The organism is Paraburkholderia sp. RL18-085-BIA-A (assembly GCF_046027075.1).
GTDB lineage: Bacteria > Pseudomonadota > Gammaproteobacteria > Burkholderiales > Burkholderiaceae > Paraburkholderia.
In genome coordinates, this window is record NZ_JARESU010000178.1 from 1 (window position 1) to 14,028 (window position 14,028).

Here is a 14,028-nt window from a genome sequence, read left to right on the forward strand (position 1 = left end):
AATTTCGGTTATCTGCAGCTTTCCCGTCCCGCCACATTTTTCGCACTTGATTTTTCCTTGGCCACCACATTGCTGACAGGTAGTCATGGTCTCCCCTCCTGGTGGTTAGGTGGACGACATGACCATACTACTCCGAGCGCCTGAGAGCACGAAGCCAGATGCTGGCCTCCACGAACTCGCGCAGTTCCTTGCCGGGCGACGAGAACCTGTCGGCGTGGTACTGGGCCAATTGTGCCTTTTTGAGAACACGTGACGGACCTACGCGGCGGTCAGCGACCCGCCCCGACCCGACAGCGACAAGGCTTTCGCTTCGCTTGTGAATAAGGCAGTGGAACTGGCGAAAAGCAAAACGGCGCTTGGACTACCGGGCTACCTCGGACCCGAAGGCTGACCGGTCAAGAAAGGCCGACGCTTGCGTCGTCCGCGCCGGCTGCGCATGCGCGAGAGGTCCAGGCAGCAGAGCTAAATGCGAAAACACTAGCGGCCCGTGTTCTCGGGTCGATATGAAAGCAATGCTGGAACGTTCACGTCCTCATCTATTTCGGGCCAGAATATTTGCTCATGGTCGAGAGAGATTGCAAAGTGTTCGCGCTCGGCTGCAGTGGCTGCCTGCAGCACGGGAAACCAGTCCAGTGGGAATTGAACGGCGGGACCCTCGGACATGTCAAGAAACAGGTGCACGCTGTCAAAATGCACGTCCACCGCAGTGCGCTCCATGGTCGCCTCCTCAATCAGAATCATCTTAAAGATAGGTCGCGGCAAAGCTGCGTTCAAGAGTGCATGTAGTTCGAGAATCCAGCCAGAATGCTCGATGTGCAACGGCAGCCGGACGTTCCCATGCAGGTGAGTCAAGACTTATCCACTTGCGTCGCGGACAACATGAACTATCCACAGAATCTGTTCACAAAGCTGTGCATAACTCGTCCGCCTGCATAACGGGTAAGCGTGTGCATCGTGACATCGGCTGGAAAGTCGGCCCTGTGAATTCACAGAGGAGCATTCCGTTGCCTGGCGGAGCGCCGCACGGAATTACGCCTCGGTAAGCCGGGAACGGCGCTGTTCGCCACGTTGGGCCGACTGGGAGCAGAATTCGTCGCCCTGTATGCGGCATTCATGGCCTACGGGCCGGCATTCGCCAGCCTCCAGACGGTGACGCAGTGGAGCTGCTGAGCGTCCGTTGGCGGCAGCACAGGACTCTTCGCCGGCTGTGCTGAGACTCGCCTTGCGACCAGCAACTGACGGCCTGATGGGCGATAAAGCGGACACGTCCCGCTCGCATGGAACGGCGGTCGGTAACGCGGCAGCCAATACCTGTCCTGTTTTCAAGTTGGCCGCTTGCGTCTCGCCGGCCCAGGCGCAGCATCGCAGCCGCTTCGGCTCGATGCGCGCATCGATGCAGGACAGTCACGCACCGCGGTCCTTCCTGAACGACTTCGGAACTGCCGACTCTAAAGAGGAGAGGCCATTCGGCCTCACGTATGAGCCTCTGCGTGTTGAACTCCATAGAAAGCGGACTCAGCGCTATTTGTCCATACCGCATTGCGCCATCGCGAGTCGTTCGAACTGGACTCGAGGCGAGGAGAACGCAAATGAACAGGTTCGTTCGTTTTCTGGTCGCTGCCGGGCTTGGCGCGGGGTCGGCCAGCTTCACGCAGGCGGGCGGCGTGTCTGTAGGCGTCGGCATTGGTGTGCCGGGCCCCGTGTATGTCGGTCCGCCGGTTATCTATGCGCCGCCGCCCGTCATCTACGGGCCGCCGGTGATATATGGACCGCGCGCCTGGCCCGGATATTATGGCTATCCCTACTGGTACGGCGGATATCGAGGCTATTACGGCCGCGGTTACTATGGCCCTGGTTACTATGGACGTGGGTACTACGGCCGTGGCTATTACGGGTATCGCGGGTGGCGCCACTAGAGCACACGAGTGACCGTTTCTGTTAGCACTATCTGGCGCCTGGCTGGCGGGGCTTCACTTGCTACCACAACCAACACTCGGCAAGATAGCGGAAGCGCGCCTCGACGCCTTCGAGTCGCAGTAACACACGTCTTCTGGGCCGGCTGGCGGCTTCAGCTATCGCCGGCACAATCGAAGGACCTATCCCATTGACCTCAGAACATGACCGCACGCCCAGCGTACAAGACGACTTCCTGCAGACGCTCGTAAGGGACAAGACCACCGTAAATGTGTTCCTCGTGAGCGGCATCAGACTGAGTGGTCAACTGGCCGCCTTTGACCAGTTTGCCGTTCTGCTGAAGTCTGGTCCAGCCGTGCAACTCGTATTTAAACATGCCATTTCAACCGTGATGCCGGTCAATGGCACGGGCCCGGCACGCGACCCGACCGAGACGCCGGTGAGTGGCGACAAGCCGAACCACTCGCGAGCGCGCGTCCGATGAGGACCACCATAACATGCTGTGGCCTACGCTTCACCTGCGCATAGCCAGGCGGCGTCAACGTCGAGAAGGTCAGAAAGGAACGAAGGCCGCATGAGAGGTGACCAAGGCAACTGACCAGACAGTCGAGAATGCGACGAAGTCGAAGGCGGCGTTCATTCCTGCGCACGTGATGTTCGCCACGTCTTTTACTCACGTCCGAAACCAGCACACCCGGGGAGACTATGTCAAGGCGCATAGCTGAAAAAGGAATGGTCCGCCTCGGCGGACCATTTGCTTGCGCGATAGCGAGTGCGCCGAGGTGTCAGACTGGCTGAATGTTTGCCGCCTGTTTGCCCTTCGGGCCTTGCTTCACTTCAAAGGTCACCTTCTGATTTTCCTGCAGTGACTTAAAGCCGCTGCTCTGGATTTCGGAAAAGTGCGCGAACAGGTCTTCGCCACCATCATCCGGCGTGATGAAACCAAAACCCTTTGCGTCGTTAAACCACTTCACGGTACCCGTTGCCATTTTTCCTGACCCTATTCAAAGACTGATGTGTTGTAAAGCGCGACGGTGGGCCGCCGCACTCACACGTTTTTAACAGAGGAGAATGCTCTGAACAATTGGCGTTTCCGACAGGTGGTGTGACACCAAACCGTCGCTTTAGACGCGTGGCATTTGACGCCTGGCTACCATACTGCGGCGAGGAATTCGTCATACTGTTGTTGGACTGCGGATATGACGGGCGGCTAGGCTGCCAGAAGACAGCTCGCATTGCTGTTGCTCCGCGCGTCTTCGATGACCCGCATGAGCGTTTCCAAAGAGAATGGCTTTTGCAGAGACACATCGAAGAGTCGGGCCAACTCTTCATTGCTATCGCTGTCACCCGTCATGGAGGCAACAAAGGGCCGGGGGAAGTCCGGCCTGTCCAGCAGCGACAGCGCGACGGCACTGCCGTTGATGCCGGGGAGGTTTTCGTCCAGGAGAACGAGTTCGAAAGCGCCGGCATGGAGCAACTCCAGCGCAGTCTCCCCGTCGTGCGCCATGATTGTCGGAGCCTTCATCGGCACACGAGAATTGTCACCAAGCCGGCGCAGGCGCGTGTCGGCAGCGCGATGGCCGAGCGCGTCGCTGACACTCTTGCTGGAGCGAAACGGCTAACCGCCGTTGCGGTCAGCCTCCTGCAATGCCGCGCGCCAGCAGCTCACTCTTCGACTGGTTCGAGCAGTCGACCGGCTTCCTTCATACACACTCCGGCCTTGATGACCACGGGAATGTGTTCGCCCTGTCCCAGCAGAAGGGAAATGTCCTCAATCGGGTCACCGTCGACCACGATGAGGTCAGCCACGGCTCCGACAGCGACCGTTCCCCGCACGCCAGCTTCACCTGTGATTTCGGCGGCAACGCACGTGGCCGACCGGATGGCCTCAACATTGCCGACGATTTCTGCCCGAACCGCAAACTCGTCGGACTGGAAGGCGTGCAGCGCGCCCAGCATGTCCGAGCCGAACCCGACCTTCACGCCTTCGCGCACCATCAGCGCAAGTGCCTGCCGGCCTACGGAGCGTGCTCCCTCAATCTTGGCGAGCGATTCAGCGGGGAAGCCAAGCGCGGGACCTTGTTCAACGAGACGGTCGAGAGTAGCGATTGTGGGCACAACCGCTACGCCGCGCTCCGCCAGCAAACGGGCAGTCTCGTCGTCGATGAGGTTGCCGTGCTCGATACATTTCACCCCGCACTCGACGGCGCGCCGGACGGCACGAGCGGTGTAGGCGTGCGCCATCACGTAAGTGCCGGCAGCCTCCGCTTCCTGAACCGCAGCACGGATTTCATCTTCCGAATACTGCGTGCTGGTGATGGGGTCGTTGGGCGAAGCCACACCGCCCGACGCCATTATCTTGATTTGGGAGGCCCCTTTGAGGAGTTCTTCGCGTACGGCCAGGCGCATCGCCTCGACACCATCGACCACCCGAGCAATCGCTCCTTGACGCCCCAGGCACCCGCAGGCATCGTCAAGCTTGTCATTGCGCTGGCGGAAGTCGCCGTGCCCACCGGTCTGCGACAGCGCCTTGCCTGATGACAGGATGCGCGGGCCCCAAAGCACGCCGCTGTTGACAGCCTCGCACATTCCAAAGTCAGCGCCACCAGCATCACGAACGGTGGTGAACCCCCGGTTCAGCATGCCGCGCAGGATGGGCAACGTTTTAAGCGCAGCCAGGAAGTTTGGCATCATCGCGTTGGCGCCCAAATTCGTATTCGACGCGACGACGTGGACATGCAGGTCGATGAAACCCGGCAAGACGGTACACCCGGGAAGGCCCATCCTGCGGGCATCGACAAACGACGACGGTATCTCTCCTATTGCCGCAATCTTCCCGTCGGCAATACAGACATTGGTGTTCGTCTGGCGTTTCTTCGTTACGGGGTCGAAAACGTTGACCCCTTCGATTACCAACATGTTCATGTGAATTTCCTCAAGACTGGTATGGCTTCATCAGCAGCATGCCGAGCAGGCTAACCACTGCGGCGAAGATGATGTAATAAGACGCAGACTCGGCGTCACCCGTATGTTGCGTGAGCCAGGTGATGATGAAGGCGGCAAAGCCACCGAAGATGGTCACCGCGCCGTTGTAGGCCAAAGACAATCCCGTCGCACGAACGCGGCTCGGGAACATTTCCGTGAAAAGAGCCAGAATCGGGCCGGTGTATGCAGCAATCAGCACGCCGAAAATCGCCTGGAAAGTCAGCAGCGTGGCAAAGTCGGGCGATTTGATCAGATGAGAGAACAGTGGATAGCTGGCAACCAGAATAACGAGCGCAGCAACCGAAAGGACCCGTCGCTTGCCGACCTTATCCGACAGTGCCCCGAACACGGGTGCCATGACCATCAGCACGACACCGCTGACGACACCCGACGTGAAGCCCTCACGCTGGGTCATGTGCAGATACTTCACAACATAAGTCGGGATGTAGAACAGGATGACGTATGTGCAGACGGTCCAAAGTACGACCATCAGCAGGCTGGAGAGCACCTGACGGGGATACTCCCGAATGACGTCGCGCAGCGGAGTGTTGGTGTGGTGCTTCTCCGATACGAACTCGGGCGTCTCCTCGATTCTCAGCCGAATATAGTATCCAACCGGGGCCACAAGCATGCCGATGAAAAACGGAATGCGCCATCCCCATGCGGTCAGCGAATCAGCCGACATGCTCGACGTGATGAGCGTGCCGGTAAGGCTGCCGATGACCACGGCAAAACCGACACTCGTCTGAATCCAGCTCGAATAGAAAGCACGACGGTTAACTGGAGCATGCTCGGTAAGGAATGCAGTAGCGCCGCCCATTTCACCGCCAGCGGACAGCCCCTGTAGCATTCGCGCGATAACGATAAGACACGGCGCGGCGATGCCGATAGATTGGTACGTAGGGGCGAAAGCGATGATGCCCGAGCCAAGCGCCATGATGAGCATGGCGAGTGACAGAGCTCGTTTTCGCCCCACCTTGTCGCCGTAGATGCCGAACGCGATGCCGCCGAGCGGTCGCATCACAAACCCAACGCCAAAAGTTGCAAGTGATAGCAGCAGCGACGTTGTCTCGTTGCCTGCGGGGAAAAACAACTTGCCAATGGTGGCTGCGAAGAACGCGTACCCGGAAAAGTCGAACCACTCCAGACCGCTGCCAATGACAGTGGCGAAAATCGCCTTCCGGCGCGTCACAGTCCTTATGGGCAGCTCGCCCACCAGCATGCCGTTTGATGCACTCGTTGCCATTTAGACCTCTCTGGATTGTCGTTTAGCGAGGTGAGCGTTCGCGATTCGTCACGCGATCAATGTAATTTTTGGCGTGACGACGGCATAACGTTAAATTCGCAAACGCGCTTGCAAAAAACGCAACCGCATCCAGAGGCGTGCGACGGAAACGTCAGGGGGCGAGAGTCTGAGCGATTACCCATTCGCGGAACCGACGGGCGGCAGGTGTTTCCGCACGCTCCGATGGCCATGTGACAAAGTATGAGCCGCCCATTGTGGCGTGAGAGTCTGATGCCCTGACGAGCACGCCATGGTCGAGGAGCGGGTCGATAACTCGATTCCAACCGAGCGCGACGCCCTTGCCGTGCGTCGCGAGCTGCACAATGAGTGGGTAGCTGTTGACGATGATGGTTTGATTGAATACTGGACGTTCGAGCCCTGCCTGTTCGAACCAGGTGTGCCACGACATCCAGCTACGTTCCGCGTCCTCGAGAACAAGCAGCGTGCAGGCCAGCAGTTCCACTGGCTTCAGTCGGCGCCCATCTAGATATGTCGGTGAGCAAACCGGAAATACCTCTTCGTCGAAAAGCTTCCGAGTGTACGTTCCGGGAACCTCGGAGTTGCGCAAATAGAAAATGCCCACGTCGTACTCGGCTGGCGAGACGGTTCCAAAGTGGTCCCGCACGATGATGCGCAGGTCCACATCGGGATTCGCGTCGATAAATGAGCCGATTCTCGGTGCGAGCCAGAATACCGAGAGCCCGGCTGTGCAGGATACCGTGAGGCGAGATTTGACGACGCGGGCCATCAGACTTGATGTAACGCTAGTGCAAAGCTCCAACATGCGTCTTACATCTACTTCATAGGTTTCCCCTGCCGGTGTAAGCCTTAAAGTGTTGTGCTCCCGCACGAACAGGCGGCGCCCGAGGAACTCTTCGAGTTGGGAGATTTGACGGCTCACCGCGCTGGTCGACAGGTGAAGCTCATGTCCCGCGCGAGTGAAGCTTAGATAGCGGGCGCTAGCTTCGAATGCTTGTAGACATGCTAGTGGAGGTAAGGGAGAGAGAGCCATGGGCGTCCGGCGAGCTATCCAAGGTGTAGTAGATATGCAGGATAGCCCAACGATATTGGCCAAGGTGCCTGCAAACAAATTCGCCAGACCTATCCTAATCGATTCAAACTCCGGTCTCGGTAACGCGTAGGCCGAGACCGTGCATGCAGACGCATGAGGAAACAACGGGGCCCCCCGCGCTGCGGACCTGATTCGAATCTGGGCTGCCGCGGTTTGCCGCGACGTTGCGCCTATTTGCGACACGACCCAAGCCAATCGAGCCATGTCTACTGTTCTTCTCGTTTACGAGGCCGCGGATAACCTATGGGCGCTTCAACCGTCGCTTCAAAGCGGCGGCCGTCGCGTCACAGTTGTGCGCCGAGTAGCTTGAGTGTCAGGGCGGCGTTGCCCACGAATCCAACACCATGCAACGGCTTTGTGTTTGGCTCTCGCGGATTTATACGAATGAGCCGTTGGCGCGCGTATCGCTCGCTGAAGCGCCGCACTGTGGGCAGCGCTCTCCCTGCGCCGAGTTCCACGACAACCGAATTCGTCACCGTTGAAATCCAGGCCGCCAGGCGCTCCGACACGCTGACGGTGAGACTTGACGACGATGACCGGCACGCTATCACGGCATTACCGAAGAACCAACGTTTCGTGACTCCGCCGTTCGCGCCGGAATGGGATGCGTAACCATTGCCTTCGCGTCTTAGGCAGTCCATCTGCTAGTCATTCACCGCAGCGCTAGCGCGCAATCGACAAAGATTCATCGACATCCGCTCAACAGAACTTCAGACCCTCTCGTGAGCGGCCGTCGATTACGGCAATCAATGTCAAATCACGCGAGACACCCAGCATCTACAACGCCGTCAATCTGACTCGAACGTGAGGCCGGGAACGCGTCGGTGCTGCCGGTCACGTCGATGCTCCGGCAAGACCCTCGAAGCAGCAGCTTCGAGGGTTGAAATAGATATGCCTCGTCGGCGGAATCTGTGGGTTAGTTTGGGCCCGAATCATCATCGAACTGCCTGAATTAGGCTACTTCTGTGGTGCCGAAGCCGAAACCGATTCAATACCGCTTTCGACGGGCACTTCGAACCACTCGAGGGTCGTGCAGCGTCAAGTGTGGACATAGTCCAGCGAAGCGAACACTTGACGCCACGCAAGCAAAATACGCTACCTGTATGGCCGGGAGCGGCGCACTCTCGCTTACGGCCATACAGACGAATAGCGAGCATTCAGGAACCGCATCGCTAATGACATAGCCAGCGGTCTCAAAATCACCCACAGATTCCGCCGAGGATCCATAGATATCAGCTTGCCTCGCCCGGTCGCACCTGAAGCCAGGCCGCGCGATGCGGCATTACGTCACGGTTCGTATTCAATTGACAGAACGTCGGTCGCCGCCCAGCCGTTGACGCACCGAGCAAAGACGTGGCGATTCCACGGACCTTCCAACTTGCAAGACCCATACATTTGAAACGCTGTGTGACGGCTTGTTGCCTCGCTCCCTGGAAACGGGCGATTTATGTTTACCGCCCCGGCCGTGGTTACAAGGCCGTAACTCAGCCGGGGAGATGTGCTCGTAAAGTGTGACCATCGAATCGAACGATGAGGCGACGAAATGATGTTCAAACACCTGACGTTTTCACTAGGGCTCGGCGCCATCGCGCTTACACTGTCGGGGACAGCGATGGCCCAGGTCCATTTCGGAGTGAATATCGGGGTTCCGGCTCCCGTGTATGTCGCGCCCGCGCCTGTGTATGCGCCACCGTCACCACCTGCCCTCTACGAACAGCAAGCTCCCGTCTACGCGCCAGTGCCGGTCATAGCGGGCCCTGCATTGGTCATCGGCTGGCATGGTGACCGGTATTGGGACGGGCATCGATACTGGAATAGGCGCGGTTGGTACGCGCGCGGACGTGGCGACTATGGCCGCGGCTAACCTTCTGCGATGGCAAGAAACTCAAAAGGGCAGCGGTCCGTCGGCCTTCTGGCAGTTTGTTCTCTGCGAACATAGTTTGATGTCGTCAAGGTCGTCGCTTCTTGCGGCGCGTATCTTCATGGCGTATGTATCGATGTTGTATTCGCGGGGAAGGAAGTATCAGGCTGCGCTGGTAGTTGCCAGGCGGCGGACCCGCACGGCCACAAAGGACGCAATTGCCAACAGTATCGAGACGAGAAACGCCGTCCAATCGACAGCCACATAGCCATGCGTGAAGCTCCAGATGCTGGCCGCGGCAATCGGCGCTATTCCCTTGGCGACATTCGAGGGAACTGAGAGCATCCCCCTGACCGCGCCTTACCTTCGAGGCGTCCGATGCGAGAACTGGACATTGCGTGGTAAGTCGCAGACCTGTGCGTTACCACCTGTTACAGAAGAGCAGAGCCAGTTTCACACGACCGTCTGTCACGCGCATATGCTTCTGGGTCCCAGTCCGTCTCGCTGCATCGAATCTCGCCGCATCGAACTGGCGAAGTGAGCAGGAAGTAATTCATGAAAGGCGCAATCTCATTGCTTCTGGTGGCAGTCACCGGCGCCTCTTATCTGCTACGGTCTCGGCGCACGTCAGTGTTGGCGTCTACCTCTATGTTCCAGGGGCCATTTATGGCGTGCCCCACTGGTCATTTATCGACCGTACTGCCCAGCGTCGGTTATCTATCAAGCGTACCCGCCGCGTGCAATCTACCTGGCGCCCTCTGTCGTGTACGGACCGCCGTGCGCAGGTTAGGGTTAGGGCTAGGGCTAGGGCTAGGGCTACGGCTATCGGGGACTCGTTTGGGACCATCGCCGGTGGCATCACAATGGTTCGCACCGAGGCTGGGAATACCATCGTCGCGGTCATGGCGACTGGCGCGTGACAGCCGCTCACCGCCTGAGCAAGGATGGCTGCACGTACTGCGACGAGAACAGCTGGGCGCCACAGCTTCCTGCCCGCAGAATCTGCGCGACAGACTCACGTCAGGAAGCTGCCGGCAAACATTTGACGAAAAGCATCACGACATCGACACCGGCTTGGGTAGTCCAATGTACCAACCGCTTCGAAGCGCGCGATTGAAATTTACTGCAAGCGATGAGGAGCGACATGCGACAAATTGAGGTGGGCGCAGCCCTGTTGATACTTCTGTCTGCCCACAGCGCCGGTGCGACGCCTGCAACAGCGGCGACAAACGACTTTGACACCTTGGACGAAAAGACGTGTGCTGCGTTCCGGCGCGATGCTGTCCCGCAGAGCATCAATACAGCAGAATTCATCGACGCCCATATCGAGCCCGTTTCTGCCGCAGAAGAGGTCTATCTGAGTGCAGAAATTTCCGCATTTAAACTGTCTCCGAATCCCAGTCGCTTTTCGCTACTCGCTTCGCGGCCATCTTTCAGCGCGTGGCGGCTGCATACCTCACTCAAGTCCCTTGTGCAGTCGCTGAAAGCGATTGACGTGGTCCCTCCTGGAGAAAGCCTGGAGGCTCATCGGGCGAAAAGCGCGACCTTCGCACTGCTTGCAGTGGAACAAACAACCGCGATGTTCGATGCGTACGCGCGCTATGACAGCGCGCGTATACCGCCCTTCATGACAGAGGCGACAGTTGAGACCGCCTCGGTGTCGCTCGCGAACATGGGGCCGGCTCTCGCGTTGTTTGTGAGCTGCACGGTCGATGCGATAAAGAAATAGACACGGTCAGCATTACGCATAGCTGCGGATAAATGCTTTTCACAATGAAATGCAGGCCCGTTGCAAGGCTGCATGCCGTCGCGCGTGTATGGTGCACGCGAGCGTTTGCCCGCACATGCTACATAGCGGTTCGCCGATGCGAAACCGGTCACTACGTTAAAATGTATTTGCATCGCAATGGTTCGAAGCATTGCATCGCTCTTCTGGTCTGACTCACTAACTTCCACCTGGATTTAAATGAAACCCGTTTTCAAGAAGGCTCTTGCTGTCCTCATCGTAGCCGCGTTCGCGGCCCCCGCGGTGTCGTTCGCCGATATGCATCAAGATAGCCGGCACGCTCCTGTGCGGCACCATCCTCAGCCTCACCACCCTCAGCCTCACCATAACTACCGCTCGCACGACTAAGCGTCTCGCGCCGGTCAAGGCTGGCCTAGGTGAGAAACGCTTTGACCGGCGACGGGCGAACCGTTTTTGGTTTTCCCGCATATGTCTTGCGCCTGCTTCTTCGTTTTCGCACAGACCCGCATGCAACCCCGCCACAAGACAACGCAGGATATCAGTTTGCTGTTGAACTGCCTCTCCTTGTTCGCGGTCAACAATCACGCTCGCCCGGACCGTCCGTCTGTGCAGCGAACCGAGGAGAAAGCAGATAATTAAGCACATCGTGATGTGGGACGTCCGTGGGGAGTCAGCGACGGAACGGGAGCGTGCGGCGCTGCAGGTCAAGCGCATATTTGAGGGCGTGCGCGGCCGAATCTCGGGTCTGCGACATCTTGAGGTCGGAGTCGACGTTAGTCGCGTGGACTATGCCTGCGATGTCGTTCTCTACTCCGAATTCGAGTCCATGGATGCGCTGAAGCAGTATGCCCACCATCCGGTACACCTACAGGCCAGAGCGGAGTTGGAAGGCGTCCGCATCGCGCGTCATCAAGTTGATTACACGCCAATGTGAGCGCTTCTTATCAAGCTTACCTATTTTCCGGTCCGCGCGTGGCGGCGCAAATGGGTAGGTAGAAGAAGTAAAGAATATCTAGCGAATGGCTTTCGTCGGTGCGGCATCTAGAATTTAAAAGCTTCTAGCAACAACGAAAATGTCTGCCTCAGCTGCACGCTGATGCACCGTGTCTGCGGCAAGGCTCCCCCGATGGAGTCCGCAGGAAGGCGTCTACGTAAGACGGAATTGACCTGATGATAAGTCCGCCGGTCCGCCGAGGGCGCGACAGAGCATCGACAAGTCGCAAATTGTGAGGTGCGTGGAGCGGGCACAATGCTGCAGAAATTTCGTCTCGAGATGATTCTGGCGAACCAGCCATGCCGCTTGCAATCCGGCATTCAACGCCCCGAGAACGTCCAGGTGAAAGTCATCCCCCACGTGAAGCAAATCGGTTGGATGCACGTTCGCTGCCCGGGCAGCCGCATGGAATATTTCGGGCTCAGGCTTCGCCGTTCCCAGAGCACGAGCACTTAAGGTTTCACGAAAGAACTCTGCACCGCCAGTCAGCCGGAGGTCTGCGTTGCCGTTTGTCACTGCGACGAGCGGAAACCTGCCACTCAACCATGCCAGCGCTGGCAAAGCGTCTTCATAAAACTCAACCTTCTGTCGGGCTGAATAGAAGACATCGTATGCGCTGTCAGCCAGGGTTATATCTTCCTTCGCCAGTTCCAACGCGAGTCTGATTGAACCGACTCTCAAGGCACGATAGTCATTGGCGAGGTCCGGGCGCGAGCGCTCGTACTCGTCTCGCAACCGACTTAGCGTAGGCCACGCGGGCAGTACGCTCGCAGTATTTGGGGCGTGCTCAATCAGCCATGAATGAAGCGTCGCTTCGGCCCGCTCGACGGAAGGCCTAAATGGCCATAGGGTGTCATCAAGGTCGAATGAGATTGCGGATACCTTGCCTATACGCATAGCGGCTGAAGGAGCGGGCGTGCAATCCGCACGTAATCGGCCGAACTGAGGACTATGGACTTGTCGAGCCGAGCGGCGTTGAACGCGATTTCGTCAAAGCTGCCAATCAAATCCGGGTCAACAATCAGCTTTATACTCGCAGAGAACGAAAACGGAGGGATTGCCCCAATAACACACCCCGTTTCATGCTGCGCTTCTTCGGCTGATGCAAGTGTGGCCTTCTTGAAGCCGGCCGCTGCCGCCACTTTCTTGAAGTCCAGCTTCCTGTCCCCGGGAAGGATAGCGAGAATCAATGCCTGCCCATCATCTTTGCTCTTGCAGAGCATCGCCTTCGCACCTTGCCCCGGCGACGTTCCGCGAATGGCGGCAACTGCGTCAGACCTTCCCTCCGCAGGATGTTCGATTACACGATACTTGGCGCCCTCGCGCTCAAGCAGGGCGACCAGCTTCTCATACATGGTTGGCACGGTGTTCGATTCCCTCGACATACGGTATGGCAGGTCGGCGTGACATAACTGCGCTGCCCTGAATCGATTTCGTCCCCCAGGGCAGCAAGTTAAAGCTTACGCAGCGACCAGCGAGCATAACCGCTCAAGGTCGAATTTGCCACCGCTGATGATGATGCCAATGCGCTTGCCTTTGAGCGAATCCTTCAAATTCAGCACGGCTGCCTTGCAATGCCCTTTGGCTGGCCACAGGCATCGCACTCCGCTCTCTGTGGAACGCGCCTCGATACCTCGACAGCAGCACATACACGTCGGTTTTCGAGCGCAGCACGTACCTTCGGCGACCAGCGACAATGACTGTCCGCAAGACGTGCTTACGCAGCGGAGTCACGCCGAGACGTTGGCGAAAGTCGGCTTCGGAAATCAACTCGCCGTTTGCGACCATACCGAGGCGAGCTGCAAGGGCCTGCTGCCAAAGGTGCGCCCGCAAAATGTCGCCGCCAACATCCTCGCCAGCTTCTAGGTAGGCGTCGAGGACAATCCGTTCTATGCGAGCAATGACCTCGTGCGGCAACTTCTCGAATTTGGAGCGGTCGGCCGCAGGTAGCCGGAAATTGTTTGCGGCGATTTTGCGCACAAGCGCTGACGCCAAGAACTGGGCGACATCGAACTCCGCGTCTATCCGCCGCATAGCAAGGTCCCAGCCGCTGCTACTCATATGAAGCTCGCTCACCTGATGACAGGTTGCCCGTGCTTCAAAGCCTGTCTCGTCGCCGTTTGCCTAGGTAATCCCCCTCCGGAGGGGTACTGGTCGTTACTTTTGCGTT

At 58.2% G+C, this 14,028-nt stretch carries 14 protein-coding genes and 1 pseudogene; 6 read left to right on the plus strand and 9 right to left on the minus strand.

The features are described 5' to 3' along the window. Positions 1–477: 477 nt before the first annotated feature. Complete coding sequence (locus P0D89_RS46455) at positions 478–852, minus strand: DUF2442 domain-containing protein (RefSeq protein ID WP_408368312.1); 375 nt, start codon at positions 850–852, stop codon at positions 478–480. A gap of 737 nt (positions 853–1,589) precedes the next feature. Here P0D89_RS46455 and P0D89_RS46460 point away from each other — a divergent pair. Beyond that, entirely contained in the window at positions 1,590–1,916 is a 327-nt protein-coding gene (locus P0D89_RS46460) for a hypothetical protein (RefSeq protein ID WP_408368314.1), read from the plus strand. Positions 1,917–2,104: 188 nt separating this feature from the next. Next, positions 2,105–2,398, plus strand: a complete 294-nt coding sequence (gene hfq, locus P0D89_RS46465) for an RNA chaperone Hfq (RefSeq protein ID WP_408368316.1) — start codon at positions 2,105–2,107, stop codon at positions 2,396–2,398. 301 nt (positions 2,399–2,699) lie between these two features. On the opposite strand, the gene P0D89_RS46470 is transcribed toward hfq, so the two are convergent. The 5 genes from P0D89_RS46470 to P0D89_RS46490 form a co-directional block, all read right to left on the minus strand. Then, positions 2,700–2,903 carry a cold-shock protein gene (locus P0D89_RS46470; protein ID WP_408368318.1) on the minus strand — a complete coding sequence of 68 codons (204 nt, stop codon included), beginning with the start codon at positions 2,901–2,903 and terminating at the stop codon, positions 2,700–2,702. 221 nt (positions 2,904–3,124) lie between these two features. Then, on the minus strand, positions 3,125–3,439 hold the full coding sequence (locus P0D89_RS46475) for a response regulator (protein ID WP_408368319.1): 315 nt from the start codon (positions 3,437–3,439) through the stop codon (positions 3,125–3,127). Between the two features lie 140 nt (positions 3,440–3,579). Continuing rightward, positions 3,580–4,839 (minus strand): metal-dependent hydrolase family protein, encoded by a 1,260-nt coding sequence (locus P0D89_RS46480; protein WP_408368321.1) that lies wholly within the window; start codon positions 4,837–4,839, stop codon positions 3,580–3,582. A 10-nt stretch (positions 4,840–4,849) separates the two neighbouring features. Further along, positions 4,850–6,145, minus strand: a complete 1,296-nt coding sequence (locus P0D89_RS46485) for an MFS transporter (protein WP_408378804.1) — start codon at positions 6,143–6,145, stop codon at positions 4,850–4,852. Positions 6,146–6,296: 151 nt separating this feature from the next. After that, positions 6,297–7,196 (minus strand): LysR substrate-binding domain-containing protein, encoded by a 900-nt coding sequence (locus P0D89_RS46490; RefSeq protein ID WP_408368325.1) that lies wholly within the window; start codon positions 7,194–7,196, stop codon positions 6,297–6,299. Between the two features lie 444 nt (positions 7,197–7,640). Between P0D89_RS46490 and P0D89_RS46495 the strand changes: the two genes are divergently transcribed. The 4 genes from P0D89_RS46495 to P0D89_RS46510 all read left to right on the plus strand — a co-directional run bounded on the left by P0D89_RS46495 (position 7,641) and on the right by P0D89_RS46510 (position 11,798). Beyond that, entirely contained in the window at positions 7,641–7,868 is a 228-nt protein-coding gene (locus P0D89_RS46495) for a hypothetical protein (protein WP_408368327.1), read from the plus strand. A gap of 934 nt (positions 7,869–8,802) precedes the next feature. Further along, entirely contained in the window at positions 8,803–9,120 is a 318-nt protein-coding gene (locus P0D89_RS46500; RefSeq protein WP_408368335.1) for a hypothetical protein, read from the plus strand. A gap of 1,141 nt (positions 9,121–10,261) precedes the next feature. After that, positions 10,262–10,846 (plus strand): hypothetical protein, encoded by a 585-nt coding sequence (locus P0D89_RS46505; RefSeq protein ID WP_408368329.1) that lies wholly within the window; start codon positions 10,262–10,264, stop codon positions 10,844–10,846. Positions 10,847–11,495: 649 nt separating this feature from the next. Then, a complete protein-coding gene (locus P0D89_RS46510) occupies positions 11,496–11,798 on the plus strand; it encodes a Dabb family protein (RefSeq protein ID WP_408368337.1) in 303 nt (100 codons plus the stop codon). A 213-nt stretch (positions 11,799–12,011) separates the two neighbouring features. On the opposite strand, the gene P0D89_RS46515 is transcribed toward P0D89_RS46510, so the two are convergent. The 3 genes and pseudogenes from P0D89_RS46515 to P0D89_RS46525 all read right to left on the minus strand — a co-directional run. After that, on the minus strand, positions 12,012–12,755 hold the full coding sequence (locus P0D89_RS46515; RefSeq protein WP_408368331.1) for an HAD family hydrolase: 744 nt from the start codon (positions 12,753–12,755) through the stop codon (positions 12,012–12,014). Then, positions 12,746–13,213 carry a YbaK/prolyl-tRNA synthetase associated domain-containing protein gene (locus P0D89_RS46520; RefSeq protein ID WP_408368333.1) on the minus strand — a complete coding sequence of 156 codons (468 nt, stop codon included), beginning with the start codon at positions 13,211–13,213 and terminating at the stop codon, positions 12,746–12,748. Before P0D89_RS46520 ends, P0D89_RS46515 begins: the two co-directional genes overlap by 10 nt. 105 nt (positions 13,214–13,318) lie before the next feature. Beyond that, positions 13,319–13,426, minus strand: a pseudogene (locus P0D89_RS46525) (serine dehydratase); the annotation flags it as partial. Positions 13,427–14,028: the final 602 nt, after the last annotated feature.

Bases quoted from the DNA above. Each gene is read 5' to 3' on its own strand.
- P0D89_RS46460 (WP_408368314.1), top strand. From the start codon at position 1,590: ATGAACAGGTTCGTTCGTTTTCTGGTCGCTGCCGGGCTTGGCGCGGGG.
- P0D89_RS46470 (WP_408368318.1), bottom strand. From the start codon at position 2,903: ATGGCAACGGGTACCGTGAAGTGGTTTAACGACGCAAAGGGTTTTGGT.
- P0D89_RS46475 (WP_408368319.1), bottom strand. From the start codon at position 3,439: ATGAAGGCTCCGACAATCATGGCGCACGACGGGGAGACTGCGCTGGAG.
- P0D89_RS46480 (WP_408368321.1), bottom strand. From the start codon at position 4,839: ATGAACATGTTGGTAATCGAAGGGGTCAACGTTTTCGACCCCGTAACG.
- P0D89_RS46485 (WP_408378804.1), bottom strand. From the start codon at position 6,145: ATGGCAACGAGTGCATCAAACGGCATGCTGGTGGGCGAGCTGCCCATA.
- P0D89_RS46490 (WP_408368325.1), bottom strand. From the start codon at position 7,196: ATGGCTCTCTCTCCCTTACCTCCACTAGCATGTCTACAAGCATTCGAA.
- P0D89_RS46495 (WP_408368327.1), top strand. From the start codon at position 7,641: ATGAGCCGTTGGCGCGCGTATCGCTCGCTGAAGCGCCGCACTGTGGGC.
- P0D89_RS46500 (WP_408368335.1), top strand. From the start codon at position 8,803: ATGTTCAAACACCTGACGTTTTCACTAGGGCTCGGCGCCATCGCGCTT.
- P0D89_RS46505 (WP_408368329.1), top strand. From the start codon at position 10,262: ATGCGACAAATTGAGGTGGGCGCAGCCCTGTTGATACTTCTGTCTGCC.
- P0D89_RS46515 (WP_408368331.1), bottom strand. From the start codon at position 12,755: ATGCGTATAGGCAAGGTATCCGCAATCTCATTCGACCTTGATGACACC.
- P0D89_RS46520 (WP_408368333.1), bottom strand. From the start codon at position 13,213: ATGTATGAGAAGCTGGTCGCCCTGCTTGAGCGCGAGGGCGCCAAGTAT.